Source organism: Buttiauxella selenatireducens, assembly GCF_031432975.1.
GTDB classification, from domain to species: Bacteria; Pseudomonadota; Gammaproteobacteria; order Enterobacterales; family Enterobacteriaceae; genus Buttiauxella; species Buttiauxella selenatireducens.
This window is the reverse complement of the sequence record NZ_CP133838.1, coordinates 78761-97215: the sequence shown is the minus strand read 5'-3', so window position 1 is coordinate 97215 and position 18455 is coordinate 78761. Positions and strand designations below refer to the sequence as shown.

18 protein-coding genes are annotated in these 18455 nt (G+C 50.8%); 10 read left to right on the top strand and 8 right to left on the bottom strand.

Going from position 1 to position 18455, the window contains the following annotated elements:
- Positions 1 to 2 precede the first annotated feature (2 nt).
- Positions 3 to 1217 carry an N-acetylglucosamine-6-phosphate deacetylase gene (gene nagA, locus RHD99_RS00430; protein WP_309877101.1) on the top strand — a complete coding sequence of 405 codons (1215 nt, stop codon included), beginning with the start codon at positions 3 to 5 and terminating at the stop codon, positions 1215 to 1217.
- Here the strand turns inward: nagA and RHD99_RS00425 are convergent.
- Positions 1210 to 2757 carry a BglG family transcription antiterminator gene (locus RHD99_RS00425; RefSeq protein WP_309877100.1) on the bottom strand — a complete coding sequence of 516 codons (1548 nt, stop codon included), beginning with the start codon at positions 2755 to 2757 and terminating at the stop codon, positions 1210 to 1212. The two genes, nagA and RHD99_RS00425, sit on opposite strands and share 8 nt — an antisense overlap.
- Before the next feature lie 156 nt (positions 2758 to 2913).
- Positions 2914 to 4110, bottom strand: coding sequence for a BaiN/RdsA family NAD(P)/FAD-dependent oxidoreductase (locus tag RHD99_RS00420; protein ID WP_309877099.1), 1197 nt, complete (start codon positions 4108 to 4110; stop codon positions 2914 to 2916).
- 229 nt (positions 4111 to 4339) lie between these two features.
- Here RHD99_RS00420 and pitA point away from each other — a divergent pair, with 229 nt between their 5' ends.
- Positions 4340 to 5842: an inorganic phosphate transporter PitA gene (gene pitA / locus RHD99_RS00415; RefSeq protein WP_183272114.1), complete on the top strand. Its 1503-nt coding sequence runs from the start codon at positions 4340 to 4342 to the stop codon at positions 5840 to 5842.
- 74 nt (positions 5843 to 5916) lie between these two features.
- Here the strand turns inward: pitA and uspB are convergent, their stop codons facing one another.
- Positions 5917 to 6252: a universal stress protein UspB gene (uspB, locus tag RHD99_RS00410; RefSeq protein ID WP_183272359.1), complete on the bottom strand. Its 336-nt coding sequence runs from the start codon at positions 6250 to 6252 to the stop codon at positions 5917 to 5919.
- A 363-nt stretch (positions 6253 to 6615) separates the two neighbouring features.
- On the opposite strand from uspB, the gene uspA reads away from it, so the two are divergent.
- Positions 6616 to 7053 carry a universal stress protein UspA gene (gene uspA / locus RHD99_RS00405; protein WP_183272113.1) on the top strand — a complete coding sequence of 146 codons (438 nt, stop codon included), beginning with the start codon at positions 6616 to 6618 and terminating at the stop codon, positions 7051 to 7053.
- A gap of 214 nt (positions 7054 to 7267) precedes the next feature.
- Here uspA and rsmJ read toward each other — a convergent pair whose 3' ends face one another.
- Positions 7268 to 8020: a 16S rRNA (guanine(1516)-N(2))-methyltransferase RsmJ gene (gene rsmJ / locus RHD99_RS00400; protein ID WP_309877098.1), complete on the bottom strand. Its 753-nt coding sequence runs from the start codon at positions 8018 to 8020 to the stop codon at positions 7268 to 7270.
- Positions 8021 to 8028: 8 nt separating this feature from the next.
- The gene (gene prlC, locus RHD99_RS00395; protein WP_309877097.1) at positions 8029 to 10071 is read right to left on the bottom strand and encodes an oligopeptidase A; all 2043 of its coding nucleotides are present in this window, start codon (positions 10069 to 10071) and stop codon (positions 8029 to 8031) included.
- A gap of 127 nt (positions 10072 to 10198) precedes the next feature.
- Between prlC and RHD99_RS00390 the strand changes: the two genes are divergently transcribed.
- The 4 genes from RHD99_RS00390 (at position 10199) to RHD99_RS00375 (ending at position 13569) form a co-directional block, all read left to right on the top strand.
- Complete coding sequence (locus RHD99_RS00390; RefSeq protein ID WP_309879042.1) at positions 10199 to 11041, top strand: 23S rRNA (adenine(2030)-N(6))-methyltransferase RlmJ; 843 nt, start codon at positions 10199 to 10201, stop codon at positions 11039 to 11041.
- An 82-nt stretch (positions 11042 to 11123) separates the two neighbouring features.
- Positions 11124 to 12476, top strand: coding sequence for a glutathione-disulfide reductase (gene gorA / locus RHD99_RS00385; protein ID WP_183272110.1), 1353 nt, complete (start codon positions 11124 to 11126; stop codon positions 12474 to 12476).
- A 425-nt stretch (positions 12477 to 12901) separates the two neighbouring features.
- The gene (locus RHD99_RS00380) at positions 12902 to 13156 is read left to right on the top strand and encodes a hypothetical protein (RefSeq protein WP_183272109.1); all 255 of its coding nucleotides are present in this window, start codon (positions 12902 to 12904) and stop codon (positions 13154 to 13156) included.
- A gap of 80 nt (positions 13157 to 13236) precedes the next feature.
- On the top strand, positions 13237 to 13569 hold the full coding sequence (locus RHD99_RS00375; RefSeq protein ID WP_309877096.1) for a glycine zipper family protein: 333 nt from the start codon (positions 13237 to 13239) through the stop codon (positions 13567 to 13569).
- Positions 13570 to 13693: 124 nt separating this feature from the next.
- Here the strand turns inward: RHD99_RS00375 and RHD99_RS00370 are convergent, their stop codons facing one another.
- Positions 13694 to 15310 carry an STY4199 family HEPN domain-containing protein gene (locus tag RHD99_RS00370; protein ID WP_309877095.1) on the bottom strand — a complete coding sequence of 539 codons (1617 nt, stop codon included), beginning with the start codon at positions 15308 to 15310 and terminating at the stop codon, positions 13694 to 13696.
- A gap of 102 nt (positions 15311 to 15412) precedes the next feature.
- Positions 15413 to 16831, bottom strand: coding sequence for an aminotransferase-like domain-containing protein (locus RHD99_RS00365; protein ID WP_183272106.1), 1419 nt, complete (start codon positions 16829 to 16831; stop codon positions 15413 to 15415).
- 176 nt (positions 16832 to 17007) lie between these two features.
- On the opposite strand from RHD99_RS00365, the gene RHD99_RS00360 reads away from it, so the two are divergent.
- From RHD99_RS00360 to RHD99_RS00350, 3 genes are all read left to right on the top strand, one after another.
- Positions 17008 to 17181, top strand: coding sequence for a DUF1127 domain-containing protein (locus tag RHD99_RS00360; RefSeq protein WP_309877094.1), 174 nt, complete (start codon positions 17008 to 17010; stop codon positions 17179 to 17181).
- A gap of 96 nt (positions 17182 to 17277) precedes the next feature.
- Positions 17278 to 17607, top strand: a complete 330-nt coding sequence (locus tag RHD99_RS00355; protein WP_183272104.1) for a DHCW motif cupin fold protein — start codon at positions 17278 to 17280, stop codon at positions 17605 to 17607.
- Positions 17608 to 17612: 5 nt separating this feature from the next.
- Entirely contained in the window at positions 17613 to 18140 is a 528-nt protein-coding gene (locus tag RHD99_RS00350; protein ID WP_309877093.1) for a GNAT family N-acetyltransferase, read from the top strand.
- A gap of 43 nt (positions 18141 to 18183) precedes the next feature.
- Here the strand turns inward: RHD99_RS00350 and RHD99_RS00345 are convergent, their stop codons facing one another.
- The gene (locus RHD99_RS00345; protein ID WP_183272102.1) at positions 18184 to 18429 is read right to left on the bottom strand and encodes a YdgH/BhsA/McbA family protein; all 246 of its coding nucleotides are present in this window, start codon (positions 18427 to 18429) and stop codon (positions 18184 to 18186) included.
- Positions 18430 to 18455: the final 26 nt, after the last annotated feature.

Below are 18455 nucleotides of genomic sequence, written 5' to 3'. Positions count from 1 at the left end.
AAATGAGTGACGTCACGGCTCTAAAATCAACGCATATTGTGACACCAGATGGCATTCGCGCCGGGTATTTGCTCATTGAAAACGGCACTATCCTCGGCATTGAAGACAGCTGGTCCGGCCCGGCCACGGATTATGGCAGCAGTTACCTGATGCCAGGATTTGTCGATATTCATGTGCATGGCTGGGGGCGCGGCTCGTTCGCCTATAAAGGCGATCATGCCTCGCTGGTCAACATGAGCCGCGATTTAGTCAGTAGTGGCGTCACATCTTATCTGGCGACTTCCGGCACCATGCCTGACGATTTTCTGAAATCATCTTTAGCCGCCGCCGCTGAGTATCTTGAAGCGGCGACGCCATCGGATGGCGCAGAGGTCATCGGTGTGCATATGGAAGGGCCGTGGATAAACCCTAAGCATCTGGGAATGCAGCGGGCTGATTGCCTGCAATCCCCGTCGATTGAGGGTTTTGAGCAGTTTAACGCGCAGGCAAGAGGACATATACGTCTGGTCACACTGGCACCGGAACTGGAAGGCTCTCTGCCCTTTATCCGCTATTTGCACGGTAAAGGGATTACGGTTTCTGCCGGACATACCGATGCCACCTTTGATCAGATTACCGCCGCCATTGACGCCGGTCTGAAGCACTTCACCCATGCTTTCAGCGCCATGCGCGGTTTCCATCACCGCGAGTTGGGTGTCGTGGGCGCGTTGATGTATTACCCGGACGTGTACGCAGAAGTGGCAAAACAAAGTGGGATCACCATTAAGCCCCAGGCCTTTGACATCCTCTATCGCCTGAAAGGGGATCGCCGGCTGGTGCTCATGAGTGATTGCATGGGTTATGCCGATTTTCCAGAGGGTTACGAATTTCATCACTATTTACGCCAGGAAACGTTTCGCATTCGTCATGGGAAACTGGAAATCACCGCGAAGAATGGCGACTGCCAACAAGTCTCTCCGGATGACTGGCCGGTGGTGTCCGGGCTGGAAATGAATTTCCTGGATTCCGTGAAAAATATCGTCGGACGTCTGGAAAAAGGCCTGGAATCGGTGGCGCAAATTGCCTGCCATAACCCAGCGGTGCTTGCGGGAGTGGCATCAAGGAAAGGTAGTCTGGCTGCGGGGAAAGACGCGGATATTCTCTGTCTTGATCAAGCGTTAAATCTGACTCATGTGTGGTGCCGCGGCGTCCACCAACCGTTACCCGATGTCAGATAAAGATCTCAGGATAGCGAGCTTCAAGATACTGCCGTAGCTCGCCGTCCGCCAGGTTCTTACTCTCTTCAATAAATGTCTCAATGGCGATTTTTTTCTTCGCCCGTGAAAGCCCCATCTGACGCAGTGTAGAGATATCTTCTTGTGTCAGATGAAAACTCACTTTGACGTAATCGTACTGGTAATAACGCAGATAACTGGAAATCTTATTGGTAAAGGTTAATAGCAAATCGAACGGGATATCCTGCAACTGATGGATTTCATTAATGTTGACACTTGCCACAATATCAATATGAAACCATGACTTAAGCACTTCTTTAAAATAGCCGACTTTGCTTTCTGATGAGTTAGTGACGATCACCACCCTTTTTTTCACTTCATCATGAAGGCGATTCTGTAATTCGTATTTCTTCAGGATCAGCACCAACGTCGCAATATGCACTGGGGAAAAATTCACCGCCCAGGCTTGCTCAATTTCTCGCACTTCCACACAGACGCCCTGATACAGCGCCGGATAGTGCTCACGTACATGGTGCAGTTTTTTATCCTCAAACCACAGACTGAATTTGTTCTGCACGATGGCGGTATAAATAAACTGATAGACCTCACCGAACCAGGCCTGCTGGTTATTAATTGTCGCCTGAAGAAAAGGGGCAATAGCCTGGCTAAAGCGCTGCACCTTGTCGATCAACGGAACGTCATACAAGGTGAATGGCCGCCAGGTGAATGACAGCGAGGAGAGCAGCAAATCGAGAAAACGGTTTTCCGCAGGTGAGGCAAGGAGACTGAAATCCATCGCCGTGACGAAATCCAGTGCATGGGTGTCGGTAATGCAATGTCCGCGCCCAGTACGCTGCAGGGCGATACTCATATACACCAGAAAGTATTTCTTACCGTTATAGCCCAACGTCAGGCGCGGAGCGATGCGTTGACAGTAAATGTCCGCGGCTTCACGAATTTCCCTCTCGCACTGCTGCAAAAACTGACAGGCGATCGAGCGATTAATGGGTTCGTTGGCGGAATGCTGCACCAGTTGGTTGTCCTCACCAATTTCGACCGTTTTCAGAATGGTGAGACAAATGGCGATACGCAGTGAGATTTCATCCCCCTGAAGCCGGGAGCCTTGTCGGTGAACACTTTGCACCGCAAGTTTATTCGCCTGCAGAAACGTCACCAGCGCCTGATTGTCATTTTTCAGGGTGCCGGGGCTGACGTGGAATTTCTGGTAATAATCACTTTTATTGACGATGTTCTGCAAACACAGCGCCACGGTTAAATCGCGCACCCGCTCTTCCGGGCTCGTGAGATAACGATTGAAGTGAATGTTTTCGAGAAATGACACGTACTCACGATAGCCCATTGCGGTGACAATCGATTGATTTTCAATATGCAAATGAAACGCGGGATCAAGCTGCTCGTTGATTTCTTTCATCGTGCGTTTCAGTGTAGAGAGTGTTTTACCGAATTGTTGTACGGCATCCTCTACATAAACCGGGCTATGTTCCTGAAGGTATTTCAGAAAGGATAAATCAAAACTGTTCATCAAAAACTCTGACAGGAAACGCCGCACGACGCTATGTTTTCATCATCCTGCCATCGTACATGAGCCGCGAAATTAAAACCGTGACCGACGCCGTTATGTCATGGCACGGTTTATGGCCAACGCCTGTTCCGAGGGAGTTTTAACGACAAAATTGAGTCACTCTCCACCCACCAAATCTTGCGCACAAGCCCACGCAGAGCTCCACGCCCACTGGAAGTTATATCCACCTAACCAACCGCTGACGTCCATCACTTCGCCGATGAAATACAGACCGGGTACGTTACGCGCTTCCATCGTGCGTGAACTGAGTTCGTTGGTGTCCACTCCGCCAAGCGTCACTTCTGCGGTGCGATAACCTTCTGTACCGTTAGGTTGCACACGCCAGTCTTGCAGCGTTTCCAGTAGCTCACTTTGTTGGCGTGAGTTCAGTTGCTTCAGCGTCACATCCGGTATCTGTCCTAGCTGTTGCAGGCATTCCACCAGGCGTTTTGGTAACACGATTGCCAGCGTATTTTTCAGGCTTTGATTAGGGTGAGCGTTGCGCTGTTCGTTGAGAAGCTCATCCAGATCGGTATCGGGAAGTAAGTTAACGCTGACAAACTCACCCGGCTGCCAGTAGCTGGAAAGTTGCAATACCGCCGGGCCAGAAAGGCCACGATGAGTAAACAGCAAACTTTCGCGGAAGCTGACACCGTTTTGTGCCGTAATAACTGAAGGTACAGAAACGCCCGACAGCACCTGCAACTGTTCGAGTAGCGGTTTATGTAGCGTAAAAGGCACCAGTCCAGCGCGAGTCGGTAAAACTTTCAGCCCAAACTGTTCGGCAATTTTGTAGCCAAACGGTGTCGCGCCAAGACCAGGCATTGAAAGGCCACCCGTCGCGATGACTAATTTTGCCGCTTGTACGCTGTCGCCATTTAATTGGATGGTATAGCCATTTTCATCACGTTCGATGCTTAACACTTCGCTGCGCAAGCGTGTGGTGACTTGCCCTTTTTCACATTCGGCAACCAGCATATCTACAATTTGTTGTGCCGAATCATCACAGAAAAGTTGACCAAGCGTCTTCTCATGCCACGCAATACCATGCTTACCGACCATGTCGATAAAATCCCATTGGGTATAACGCGCAAGTGCAGATTTGCAAAAATGTGGGTTTTGGCTGAGATACGCGGCAGGCTCGATATAAAGGTTAGTAAAGTTGCAACGCCCGCCACCGGACATCAAGATCTTCCGGCCCGGTTTTTTACCGTTATCGATAAGTAACACACGACTGCCTGCTTGCCCTGCCATCGCTGCACAGAACATTCCTGCGGCACCCGCACCAATAATAACAGTATCAAACTTTTCCACGACCGGCTCCTGACTATACTCAATGCAAGGAAGTGTAAAGATAGGCGCATGGCCGCACCAGCTAAATGCGCACCAGCAATCGCAGGTGATTGAAAATAAATATGTAAATCTTTTCAATGTTTGATGAAGGACAGACAAACATCAAGAAAAGTCCATATTTCTGTTGGCGCATTACGGAGTTGTCTTACATAATGCGCCGCGTTCATGTCCTCACAATGGCGTAACGTCTATGGAATTTCTGTTTACCGGCCTGGATCTACATACCGGGCTCTTGTTATTACTTGCCCTGGCATTTGTTCTCTTCTACGAAGCGATCAATGGCTTTCATGACACTGCGAATGCAGTGGCAACCGTTATTTATACACGTGCAATGCGATCGCAACTCGCGGTGGCAATGGCGGCGTTATTTAACTTTCTCGGCGTTCTGCTCGGTGGATTGAGCGTGGCGTATGCGATTGTGCATATGTTACCAACCGATCTGCTGTTGAACGTAGGGTCCGCTCATGGTCTCGCCATGGTGTTCTCTATGTTGCTGGCCGCTATCATCTGGAACCTCGGCACCTGGTATTTTGGTCTGCCGGCCTCCAGCTCCCATACGCTTATCGGTGCCATCATTGGTATTGGTTTGACGAACGCGTTGATGACCGGCACCTCGGTTGTTGATGCGCTGAATATCCCGAAAGTGATTGGGATTTTCATGTCGTTGATCCTTTCCCCAATCGTGGGTCTGGTGGTTGCGGGCGGGTTAATCTTTTTGCTACGTCGCTACTGGAGCGGCACCAAGAAGCGCCGCCGTATCCACCTCACACCTGCTGAACGTGAAAAACAAGACGGCAAGAAAAAACCGCCATTCTGGACGCGTATCGCCCTGATTATCTCCGCTATTGGCGTGAGCTTCTCTCATGGTGCTAACGACGGTCAGAAAGGCATTGGTTTGATCATGCTGGTGCTGATTGGTGTAGCTCCTGCGGGCTTCGTGGTGAATATGAATGCTTCCGGTTACGACATTGCTCGTACTCGCGATGCCATCACCCACCTTGAGCAATACTACGCACAGCACAGCGATGCGATTAAGCACGTCATCGATCTCAATCCGGCTATCCCAACGCCTGAAGAAGTGAAGGGCCAGGATAAGCCTGCTGAGTTCCATTGCGATGCGAGCCGCGCCATCATTGCGGTACAGCGTGCGAAAGAGCTGCTGGGCAATCTCGACAGCTACGACAAGTTGAGCATTGAGCAGCGTAGCCAGATGCGCCGTCTGTTGCTTTGCATCTCTGATACATCAGAAAAAGTCGCCAAGCTGCCGGAAACCAAACCGGAAGATAAGCGCTTCCTGAAAGAGCTGAAAACTGACTTGCTGTATACCATCGAGTACGCACCAATCTGGATTATCATGGCGGTCGCTCTGGCGCTCGGCATCGGTACCATGATCGGCTGGCGTCGTGTGGCAACAACTATCGGTGAGAAGATTGGTAAGAAAGGCATGACCTATGCGCAGGGGATGTCCGCGCAGGTGACCGCCGCCGTCTCCATTGGTATTGCGAGCTACACCGGTATGCCGGTTTCCACGACTCACGTACTGTCTTCTTCCGTAGCGGGGACGATGGTGGTTGATGGTGGTGGTTTGCAGCGTAAGACAGTCACCAATATCCTGATGGCGTGGGTGTTTACTCTGCCAGTATCGATTTTGCTGTCTGGTTGCCTGTACTGGATTTCACTGCACTTCATTTAAACATGATGCGGTGATCGCAAGACGACAAAAAGCGGGTCAGGAAACTGGCCCGCTTTTTTTATGCGCCGAAACTACTAATGCCAAATCATCAAACCAATAAGGCTTATCACCACCAGTCCACACAACGCGCTGGTCAAAATAAACTGACGGCGTAGACGTTCGCAGCGGCGGATAAACTCATCGTCATGATGGTCAAGATAACGCTGCGCGTAGATATAGCTCACCAGGCGAATCTGTTTACTGGGTTGTCCGTGAGAGGTAAAGAAGCCTCCCCCATCGACATACTGATACAGCAGCGGATCGCACCCGCGCAGTACCACCAGTAACGCGCGCAAAGATGAGTAATAACGCGCCATATTCACAACACAAACTACACAAAGCGCCCAAAAAAGCGCGACGGTGCTGATCATCATAATTCCCCCCGGTGAAGCCCCAGTACATCACTCCAGGGCAACCTCTCACCCCGAAAACCAGAAAGACCGTTCAGCGAGCCCAAAAAACCGATCCAGTTCACATTCATATGCCGGAACGGCTTATTTAATAGTGTAGGAGATCCGTTAATTTTTTCGCCACATCGTTAACCTTTATCAAGGCGATAAAAGCCATTTAAGGCTTAAATGTATACAGCGGTGGCACATTGACGATATCTATCATTCGCTATAGGGTAGAAATATCATCTACAATTTAGGTCCTTACAAGCGGGTAACACCGATGAAGTGCATCGTGCTATCCGACCAGGCTGGTCATCGACAACTTATGGAAGGAGTAAAATTATGGCTTACAAACACATTTTGATCGCGGTAGACCTCTCCCCGGAGAGCAAAGTACTGGTGGAAAAAGCGGTTTCTATGGCTCGTCCATACAACGCGAAGGTTTCCCTGATTCATGTCGATGTAAATTACTCCGATCTCTATACCGGATTGATCGATGTAAATCTGGGTGATATGCAGAAACGCATTTCTGAAGAAACTCACAACGCACTGAGCGAACTGTCTAGCGGCGCGGGCTATCCGATTACTGAAACCCTGAGCGGTAGCGGTGATCTTGGCCAGGTTTTGGTGGATGCGATTAAGAAATACGATATGGATTTAGTCGTCTGCGGCCATCACCAGGACTTCTGGAGCAAACTGATGTCCTCTGCTCGTCAGCTGATCAACACCGTTCACGTTGATATGTTGATTGTTCCATTGCGTGACGAAGACGAAGATTAACGTTTAGCCGCACCAGGTCGCCCTCACCCTAACCCTCTCCCCCAGGAGAGGGAATTGTCCAGTTTCTCCCTCACTATCAGGGAGAGGGAATTGTCTGGTTTCTCCCTCTCCATCAGGGAGAGGGAATTGCCTGGTTTCTCCCTCTCCATCAGGGAGAGGGTGCAGACCGGCTTTCTCCCTCTCCCATTGGGAGAGGGTCGGGGTGAGGGTTGTTTTATTCAGCCGTTCCCGGATAAATATCAAAACGATGGCCTTTGGTCACCACCGCGTTATGCGTTTCCACCCCTGCCAGTGGCGGTGCGTAATCCGGACGCTTCACCACTACGCGTTTTGTTGCAAGCTTCTGAGCAGGCGCAAGCAAACCATCTGCATCTTCGTCCGGCCCAACCAGCGACTGGAACACTCGCATCTCCTTCTTCACCAGCGCGCTTTTCTGCTTATGCGGGAACATTGGATCGAGATAGACCACTTCCGGGCGCGGGGTAATATCGCTTAATGCCGTCAGGCTCGAGGCGTGGATCAGTTGCAAACGCTCCTGCAACCAGCAGCCGATTTCGGCGTCCTGATAACCACGACGCAAGCCATCATCCAGCAACGCGGCGACCACAGGATTACGCTCTAACATTCGCACCCGGCACCCCACAGAGGCCAGCACAAACGCATCGCGTCCCAATCCCGCCGTCGCATCCACCACATTGGGCAGATACCCGCTCTTAATACCCACCGCTTTTGCTACTGCTTCGCCGCGCCCACCGCCAAACTTGCGGCGATGCGCCATGGCTCCTGAGACAAAATCGACAAAGATGCCACCCAGTTTTGGCTCATCGCGTTTACGCAGCTCAAGGTGTTCCGGTGTTAAGACCAGCGCCATCAGGGACTCGTCATCGTGCTCAAGTCCCCAGCGTTCACTCAAAATAGATAAGGCGCCGGAATCGGCGCCTGTTTCAGTTATCAGGCAGATTTTCACAGAGTAAATCAGCCTTTAATGCCGTAATGGGCCAGCATGGCATCCAGCTGTGGCTCACGACCACGGAAGCGTTTGAACAACTCCATTGGCTCTTCAGAACCACCACGGGTCAGAATGTTATCGAGGAAAGACTGCCCGGTTTCGCGGTTGAAAATACCTTCATTTTCAAAGCGCGAGAACGCATCCGCTGCCAGCACATCAGCCCACAGATAGCTGTAGTAACCCGCAGCATATCCGCCAGCAAAGATATGGCTGAACGCATGTGGGAAACGGCCCCACGTCGGCGATGGCACCACAGCAACCAGTTTCTTGATTTCATACAGAGTTTCCAGCACCTTCGCGCCCTGCTCTGGATTAAATTCAGCGTGCAGACGGAAGTCGAACAGGCCGAACTCAAGCTGGCGCAGGATAAACAGCGCGGCCTGGTAGTTCTTCGCCGCCAGCATTTTATCCAGCAACTCTTTTGGCAATGGCTCGCCCGTCTCAAAATGGCCAGAGATAAACGCCAACGCTTCCGGCTCCCAGCACCAGTTTTCCATAAACTGGCTTGGCAGCTCGACGGCATCCCACGGCACACCGTTGATGCCAGAAACGCCCGCCGTTTCGACTTTGGTCAGCATATGGTGCAAACCGTGGCCAAACTCATGGAACAGGGTGATCACTTCGTCATGGGTAAACAGCGCAGGTTTGCCATTGACCGGACGATTAAAGTTACAGGTCAGGTAAGCGACCGGCTTTTGCAATGAGCCATCAGCTTTACGCATCTGACCCACGCAGTCGTCCATCCACGCCCCGCCGCGTTTGTTTTCACGGGCATACAGGTCGAGATAGAAGCTACCGCGCAGTTCACCTTTTTCGTCATAAAGCTCAAAGAAACGCACATCAGAATGCCAGACGTCGATATCTTTACGCTCTTTCGCGGTGATGCCATAAATGCGTTTCACCACTTCGAACAAACCATTTACCGCACGGTCTTCCGGGAAGTACGGGCGCAGTTGCTCGTCGCTGATGCTGTATAAATGCTGCTTCTGTTTTTCGCTGTAATAGGTGATATCCCACGGCTCCAGCGCATCAACATTGAACTCTTTTTTCGTAAACTCGCGCAGTTGTGCCAGTTCAGCTTCACCCTGCGGACGGGCACGTTTAGCCAGATCGGTCAGGAACTCCAACACTTGCTGCGGGTTTTCTGCCATTTTAGTGGCGAGTGATTTTTCCGCGTAGTTACCAAAGCCCAGCAACTCTGCCAGTTCGTGACGCAGCGCGAGGATTTCCTCCATCACTGGCGTGTTATCCCACTTACCTGCGTTCGGCCCTTGATCGGAGGCGCGAGTCGCATAGGCGCGGTACATTTCTTCACGCAATTCGCGATTGTCACAATAAGTGAGGACCGGCAAATAGCTTGGGATATCCAACGTCAACAACCAGCCGTCCAGCTCTTTCGCTTCGGCTTGAGCACGTGCGGCCGCCATTGCACTTTCCGGCATCCCAGAAAGTTCGGCATCGTCGGTGATGAGCTTCGTCCAGCCCTGAGTCGCATCCAGCACGTTGTTGCTGTAGGTCGAACCTAACTCAGACAAACGCGCAGCAATTTCGCCATAACGCTTTTGTTTTTCTTCCGGCAAACCGATACCTGAAAGCTCGAAATCACGCAGTGCGTTATCCACCGCCTTCTTCTCAGCTACGCTCAGGTCCGCGTAATACGCGCCATCACGCAAATTTCGGTACGCCTGATAAAGACCTTCGTGTTGACCTACCCACGTGCTGTATTCAGACAGCAGCGGCAGCGTCTGCTCGTAAGCTTCACGCAGTTCCGGGCTGTTCTGTACGGAATTCAAATGACTCACTGGCGAGAAAATACGCCCCAGGCGATCGTCCACTTCCGCCAGCGGCTGGCAAAGATTATCCCAGTTATAAGGCGCACCCTGTGCGACCACGCTTTCGACTTTCGCACGGCAATCATCCAGTGCTTGCTGCACTGCGGGGACAATATGTTCAGGTTTGAGAGCGGAAAACGGCGGCAGATCGAAAGGCGTTAACAATGGATTGGTCATAAGCGCGGTTCCTGATTTTGGGTATAGCTTTTAACATGAGGCTTAGTGTAGTTAATTTCAATGCCGGGCGGCGAGCATAACGCGGTATACTGAGTACATTATTTTGTCTTTGGAAACCCTGCAATCCATGCTCAGTTATCGTCACAGCTTTCACGCCGGCAACCATGCCGACGTACTGAAACATACCGTTCAATCCTTAATCATTGAATCGTTGAAAGAAAAAGATAAACCTTTTCTTTACCTCGACACGCATGCGGGAGCTGGCCGATACAAACTGAGCAGCGAACACGCCGAGCGTACTGGTGAATACCTGGAAGGTATCGGCCGTATCTGGCAACACGATGATCTGCCGGCTGAACTTGAGCCGTACATCAGTGCGGTCAAACACTTTAACCAGACCGGTCAACTGCGTTATTACCCAGGTTCTCCGCTGATTGCACGCCAGCTTTTGCGTGAACAAGACAGCCTGCAACTCACCGAGCTGCACCCGTCTGATTTCCCGCTGCTGCGTTCTGAATTCCAGAAAGACGCTCGTGCTCGCGTTGAACGTGCTGACGGCTACACTCAGTTGAAGTCAAAACTGCCGCCGGTTTCCCGTCGTGGCCTGATTCTTATCGACCCGCCGTATGAGATTAAAACCGACTACCAGGCCGTCGTCACTGGCATCAGTGAAGGTTATAAGCGTTTTGCTACAGGCACTTACGCGTTGTGGTATCCGGTTGTTATGCGCCAGCAAATCAAACGTATGCTGCGCGAGCTGGAAGAAACCGGCATTCGCCGTATCCTGCAAATCGAATTAGCCGTTCTCCCGGACAGTGACCGCCGTGGCATGACCGCCTCTGGCATGATTGTTATCAACCCACCGTGGAAACTTGAGCAGCAAATGGCTAATGTACTGCCGTGGTTGCATAAAACGCTGGTGCCTTCTGGCAACGGCTCGACCACGCTAAGCTGGGTTGTGCCTGAGTAAACCAGCTATCGCAGCAATCGGTGGAACCAAACTCCGGGCGCGCTACAATCGCGAATATTTTTCGACTCATTAGGGAAACATCATGACCAAACATTATGACTACCTCGCCATTGGCGGCGGCAGCGGCGGTATTGCCTCCATTAACCGTGCGGCAATGTATGGGAAGAAATGCGCACTCATTGAGGCGAAAGAGCTGGGTGGCACCTGCGTAAACGTGGGTTGTGTGCCGAAAAAAGTGATGTGGCATGCGGCGCAAATCGCAGAGGCTATTCATCAGTACGGCCCGGACTACGGCTTTGACACCACAGTGAATAAATTCGACTGGGACAAACTGATCGCCAGCCGTACCGCCTATATCGACCGCATCCACACCTCTTACGACAACGTTCTGGGCAAAAACAACGTTGACGTGATTCGTGGCTTTGCCAAATTTGTCGATGCACACACTGTGGAAGTTAACGGTGAAACCATCACCGCTGACCACATTCTGATTGCGACCGGCGGCCGTCCAAGCCATCCGTCAATTCCAGGTGCTGAATACGGTATTGATTCCGACGGTTTCTTCGAACTCCCTGCTCTGCCAAAACGCATTGCCGTCGTCGGCGCGGGTTATATCGCCGTTGAAATCGCAGGCGTGGTTAACGCGCTGGGTTCTGAAACTCATCTGTTTGTACGCCAACACGCACCGCTGCGTACTTTTGATCCGCTGATTGTCGAAACACTGCTGGAAGTCATTAACACCGAAGGCCCAACGCTGCACACGCATGCCGTGCCAAAAGCCGTTGAGAAGAATGCCGATGGTAGCCTGACGCTGCACCTGGAAGATGGCCGTTCGCAGACCGTAGATTGCCTGATTTGGGCGATTGGCCGCCAACCAGCAACGGACAGCTTCAATTTGGCGGTTACCGGTGTGAAAACCAACGCCAAAGGCTACATTGAAGTTGATAAATTCCAGAACACCAGCGTGCCTGGCATTTATGCCGTAGGCGATAACACCGGCGCTGTAGAACTGACGCCCGTTGCCGTTGCCGCAGGCCGTCGCCTGTCTGAGCGCTTGTTCAACAACAAGCCAGACGAGCATCTGGATTTCAACAACGTCCCAACCGTGGTCTTCAGCCATCCGCCAATCGGCACTGTTGGCTTAACTGAGCCACAAGCGCGTGAGCAGTACGGCGACGATAACGTGAAGGTGTATAAATCCTCCTTCACCGCGATGTATACCGCAGTCACCTCTCACCGCCAGCCGTGCCGCATGAAGCTGGTATGCGCAGGCCCGGACGAGAAAATTGTCGGTATCCACGGCATTGGTTACGGCATGGATGAAATGCTGCAAGGTTTTGCGGTAGCACTGAAAATGGGCGCAACCAAGAAAGACTTCGACAATACCGTAGCGATTCACCCGACCGGTTCGGAAGAGTTCGTTACTATGCGCTAATCCGCGCCTCCGTCCTCCAATGGCGGGAAATAAATCAACAGGCTGTGGATCTTAAGATCCGCAGCCTTTTTATTTACTGCGCGAACCCGCGCTGCAAAATACAGCTCAAATAATCAAAACGCTAACTCATTAATTCTTATGTGTATGTGCAATAGAGTCTATAAAAGTGCAAAGAAATATAGATTTCAAATTATTTAGTTACATTTAGACGTAATTTGCGAACTTATACTCTTTAGCCTGGTGCTGTATGAATTATTATTTATTCAGAATGTTTTTCACTTATTCCCTAAATAATTCAAGTTTCAGGAAGGCGGCAACGCAGTGAATCCCCAGGAGCTTACATAAGTAAGTGACTGGGGTGAGCGAGGAAAGCCAACGCACATGCAACTTGAAGTATGAAGGGAATATATTCCAGGAATTATCTCATGAACAAGACCTCTACTCTGATTGGTATACTGACTGGCGTGTTGCTGGTATCCACAATGTCTACTGCAAATGCGACGATACAAGGCCAGCAACGCCGCGAAGCTCGGGATACTCGCCAGGATACCAGAGATACTGCACGTCATGAAAAACGCGAATGCATCGTCAGCAATGATAAAAGTAATCATGATTGCCGACAGGATAAACGCCAAACTAAACAAGATGGTCGCCAGAAAGCACGCGATATTAAATATTAATACTGGCAGTATCCCAAACTGAGCAGAATAAAATTGGAGCGCACGTTTTTGCGTATTTATATGTCCAGGAGGGCAATTTAGTGAAAAAATACATTCCCGGTTTATTGATCTTATCTTTCGCATTTTCAGGCAACGTATTGGCGCTTGATAAAACATCAGGTGGCGCAATTGCCGGAGCGGCAATTGGTGCTGCGACAGGCAAAAGCGTGAAAAGCACCGTGGGTGGCGCTGTCGTTGGTGGTGGCACCGGTGCCATGTTTAAGAGCGGAGACACAGGTAAAGCCGCTCGTAAAGGGGGTGCCATTGGTGCCGCAGTGGGTGGCGTTGCAGCAGCAGCTACCGGCAATAACGTGTTAAAAGGCGCGGCTGTGGGTGCTGGCGGCGGTGCCTTGATTGGCGAAGCGACTCACTGATCCCTTTAAGCAACACTCTGAATAGAAAAAAAAGCCTGAAATCTGCGGATCCCAGGCTTTTTTACTATCTGAATCTGGAAGATAAAAAAGACGTCTTCGCGAATCCAGGCAGCGATCGCTCTTTTTACCGCATCGCGTCATAAATCGCTTTCTGAATCTCCACCGCATGTTTTTCGTCAGTGTCAGTTGAGTCAGAATTGCGTTGCTGTTGCGCCTGGAGCCGTAATTTTGCGCGTTCTAAATCTTCTTTTTGCCGATCAATAATCTCAGGTGTGCTGCAAAAAGTTTGCAGGAATTGTTTGCGTAGAGAAGTGAGACTTTGCCCGTCGTTCATCGCCTGGCTGACGGTTCTGACCATACGCCGACACGGACGCTCTTCATCCATTTGCGAACGGTATTGCAGCAACGTATTCAGAGCGTCGCGATAATCTCCTGCCAGCGCAGATTCGGTGTAATACACTTTCCAGTTCATACCGCCCTGCATAAACAGACGCACCACCGTGGAGTCGCCACGCTCAATGGCTGATCGCAGATTTCCCTCTTCCCAGGTAATGCCAATATTCGCCAGCTTTTCACGCGCACTTTGGCTAAACGGGAGTGAATCAACCACCGTCACTTTTGCAGGGCCACTGTTTGCCTGCGCGGGCTTTTGAGTGATACCACTCAGGAAATTCATACCCAATATCGCCGCGCTAATCAGCGCCACACCCGCCACGCACCACATCAACATGCGTAGCGTTTCACCGGTGTCCTGCTTTTTTTTGGTATGACGCAAGTCGGGGTGATCAATGGTGTCACGCACTTCATCCGAGTCACGACCCGCCTGATGATATTTTTTCTGAGCAAGTTCAATAAATTCCTGCACTTGAGCGTCGTCAGCAGCCATGAATGCCGCCGGATTGACTGTCGTTCGCCCTTCATCCCAGGCACGCTGGATAGCCGCACTGCTTTCCTGGTAATAGCTATCCAACAATGCGAGTTGCACCGAGGTAAGCGGCGGTTGTTGAATAAGGTGATTGCGAATTTCGCGCACGTCGTCGAGGAAGGTTTGTAGCGTTTTGCGTTGATCAATAAATAGATTCAGCTGCGGCGAGCTGTGGAATATTTCGGCATAGTGGTTCGCAAACTCCTTTTTATCGACCACCATCAAAGCGAGTTCGCCAAATCGCATACCGCTTAAAACATCACCCTGCTCGCCATGCTTTAACCAACGGCGCACACAGTCAGCGCCAAACTGTTTTTTCAGCTTATTCACCAGGTGCGACTGACTGGGATAATTTTTCGTAATCATCGCCTTCAGCATTAACTCCAGCGCCCGCATCTGGCGTACAGCCTTTTGCTGTTCTGCCTCGCTGTTCTTATCGAGCTCAGTCGAATAACCCAGCAGTGGCTGCCTTAAGCGCACCAATTCGAGATAACTGACAAAGCGCAGTGCAGAAATAAGCTGGTTATGGCTGATTTCCTGGCCACTTTCATATTGCGGCACCAGTTGCTGTAAATGGCGCAGCAGCAGAGTGAACTGTGAAATCTCTGCGTCATTGAGGTTTAACCGCTTTGCAACTGCCATCCAACTGCCGAGTGCCAGGCGAGCCTGCTCCAGTTGCTGAAAAAACCATTGAGGATCTTTGCCTTCTGAGGCGGTGATGGTGAGCAGTGGCAGAATTTGTAATGACGCCTGGCGGCAAACACTCAGGCAAGTCTCAAACTTTTCCCGCATCAGCAACTGTGAAGCGCTGGTCATGGTTATCCTTTATTGGGCACGAATGTCTGGGTAGAAAAACGCAATTACACAACAGACTAACGCAAGTGCTGCATGCCCAATGGCGATAAAAGAGAGCAAAATCTACGCGTTCTCCAGCGCCTTATTTAATGCATCCCCCGTTTTACGCAATGCGGCTTCGGTTGCGGCATCACACGGCGATGCGTAATTCAGGCGCAGACAGTTGCGATACTTCCCTGACGCAGAAAGCAGCGAGCCCGCCGCAATATGGATATGTTCTTCGCGCAACGCACAGCAAATCGGTACGATATCTATATTTTCCGGCAGCTCAACCCACATCATAAAGCCGCCCTGTGGACGACTGACGCAGATACCGCACGGGAAATAGTGTCGAACATGACAGGTAAAATCTTCGAGATTACGCTGGTAAAGTTGGCGCATACGGCGCAGATGGCGATGGTAGTTACCGTTCCGAATAAACTCCGCCACAGCGAGTTGTGAGAAGGTCGAGGTACTGCCAGTGACGATGTATTTCATGTGCAAAGCGCGATCAAGATAGCGGCCCGGCACAATCCAGCCGACTCGCAAACCTGGCGCCAGCGTTTTAGAAAAAGAGCTACACAGCAGCACTCGCCCATCAACATCCATTGATTTAATCGTCATTGGGCGGGGATATTCATAAGCCAGTTCGCCGTAAACATCATCCTCAATGATTGCAATATCAAAACGTTGCGCGAGCGTCAGCACCGCTTTCTTACGTGCATCCGGCATAATAAACCCCAGAGGGTTATTGCAGTTTGGCACCAGAATCACCGCTTTAATCGGCCACTGCTCCAGCGCTAATTCCAATGCTTCCACGCTGATGCCTGTTACAGAATCTGTCGGTATTTCAACAACTTTAATGCCAAATGCCCGCAGCATCTGCATGGTGCCATGAAACGACGGCGACTCCACCGCCACAATGTCACCCGCTTCACACACTGCGCGAATTGCAATCGACAGGGCTTCGTGGCAACCAGTGGTTATCAGAATATCGTCGGCGGTCGCCACGCAGCCGCTATCCAGCATCAGACGGGAGATTTGCTCACGCAGCGAACGCATACCGTGAATGCTGTCATAGCCGAGCAATTCGGATTGTTGATACTGCGCGATGCGGCTCAATTCGCGCCATAAAGGTTTGATGGTCGGTTGTGTTACATCCGGGACGCCGCTGCCCAAAGCGATAATATCGCCCTCTTCACGGGTAACAAGTTGCTCGAGCACCGCGTCCCATTGCGTGACCTCGACAGGCCGCTGTACCGGACGCGTCAGTTGCGGAACCGGGGGTTGCGCTTTGCGTTGCGTGACGAAATACCCGGAACGGGGCTGCGGTGAAATCAGCTGTTTGTCTTCAAGAAGATGATAAGCCTGCTGCACGGTGCTGATACTCACGCCATGTTCATTACTCAGGCTGCGCACCGAAGGCAGGCGTTCACCACTGCGGTACAACCCTTGTTCAATGCGTTCTGCCAGCAATGTGGCGAGATGTTGGTAGCGCGTCATGCTGTATCCTCTTAAGCAACCATACAGACGGAAAAACCAGTACAGAGTGGTGACATATTCGCCATTCAGATCATGTTTTAGCGCTTCTGTATGTTAAATAAAAGTAATATTTGAATCTGTCGGCTATCTGTATGGCGGCGCATGATGTACCTCGAACTCACAAGAGGAGCAACATCATGGGCTTTGAAGAAAACCGTTCTCACAAACCGTTTTATGGCTTTGTGATGATTTACCGCTATTTCCGGCAACGCTGGTTACAACACCAGACAGCGCGCGTACTACAAGGGCTTAGTAAGGAACAATTACGCGACATTGGACTGACTACGGATGATTTATCACGCTGGAATTAACCTCATATAACGGCGCAATTTTCTGGCGCCGTTATTTTTTTGCTGATATCACTTAAAGGGCAAACACCTCCGGCAAAAAAATAATAAGGTTCAACCATGCGAATAACTGATTTGCCTTTTAACACGACCGACTGGTCAACCGTTCAAGTAACCGAACATCCGGGCGTAACCGGAAAAGCACTTTGGCGCACGCAGCAGTTTGGGGAAATACGGGTTCGAATGGTGGAATACACGGCGGGGTATCTTGCCGATCACTGGTGTCAAAAAGGTCATGTACTCTTTTGTCTTGCGGGCGAGCTGCAAACAGAACTCGAAGATGGCCGCACTTTCACTTTAAAACCAGGCATGAGCTACCAGGTTGCCGATGGCGCCGAACCTCACCGTTCATCGACCCACCGCGGCGCAACGCTGTTTATTGTGGACTGATAATCATGTTGCATCTCTCCACACCACGACTGAACTTAACGCAAGTTACCGAGCAGGATTGGCCGAGTTTTTTACAGCTGCAACAAGATCCTGTCGTTATGCGTTACGTCTCCGATGACCGCAAAGAAGCGGAAATCCGCCAAATATTTAATTCACGCCTGGTGCGCTGGGAATTGCACAGCCGCCATTGGTTATGCCTTGCGATGCGCGATAAACACAACGGGATGCTGATTGGCTTCACCGGATTTGTACGCGGTGAGGATGACATAGCGGAAGTCGGCTTTATCCTCGATTCGACTTTTCACGGGCAAGGTTATGGTTATGAATCGCTTCATACCCTTTGTCGTTTTGCCTTTGAAAAATGCGCCATGCGAAAACTGACCGCCACAGTGACGGTGGGGAATATCGGTTCGAAGAGAGTGCTTGAAAAAGTGGGTTTTCAGCCAGAAGGGATACTGCGCGAAAATTACTTCCTCGGCGGTGTCTGGCAAGACGACTGGATTTTTGGCTTGTTACGCAGCGAGTTCAGATAAAACACGGGCCGCACATTCGCGGCGGCCCATACAGCGTGAATGCTTAGTTATACATCTCAGCGACACCAAACACTTTGTTATCACCGCCAGCAGAGATAATGCGGATAGATTTCGCGCCAGCCTGTTCAGCTTTTGCTTGTAATTGCGCCTGTAGGCTATCGATGTTTGACGCGCCACTTACGGAAACTGTACCGATTTTTTGGCTTTCAACTGCCTGAGTGGTTGCAGCGAAAGAGGAGAATGAAGCGGCAAGAGTCATAACTACGGCAAAATATTTGATGCTTTTCATGATAATTATCCTTGAGGTTTGTTTAG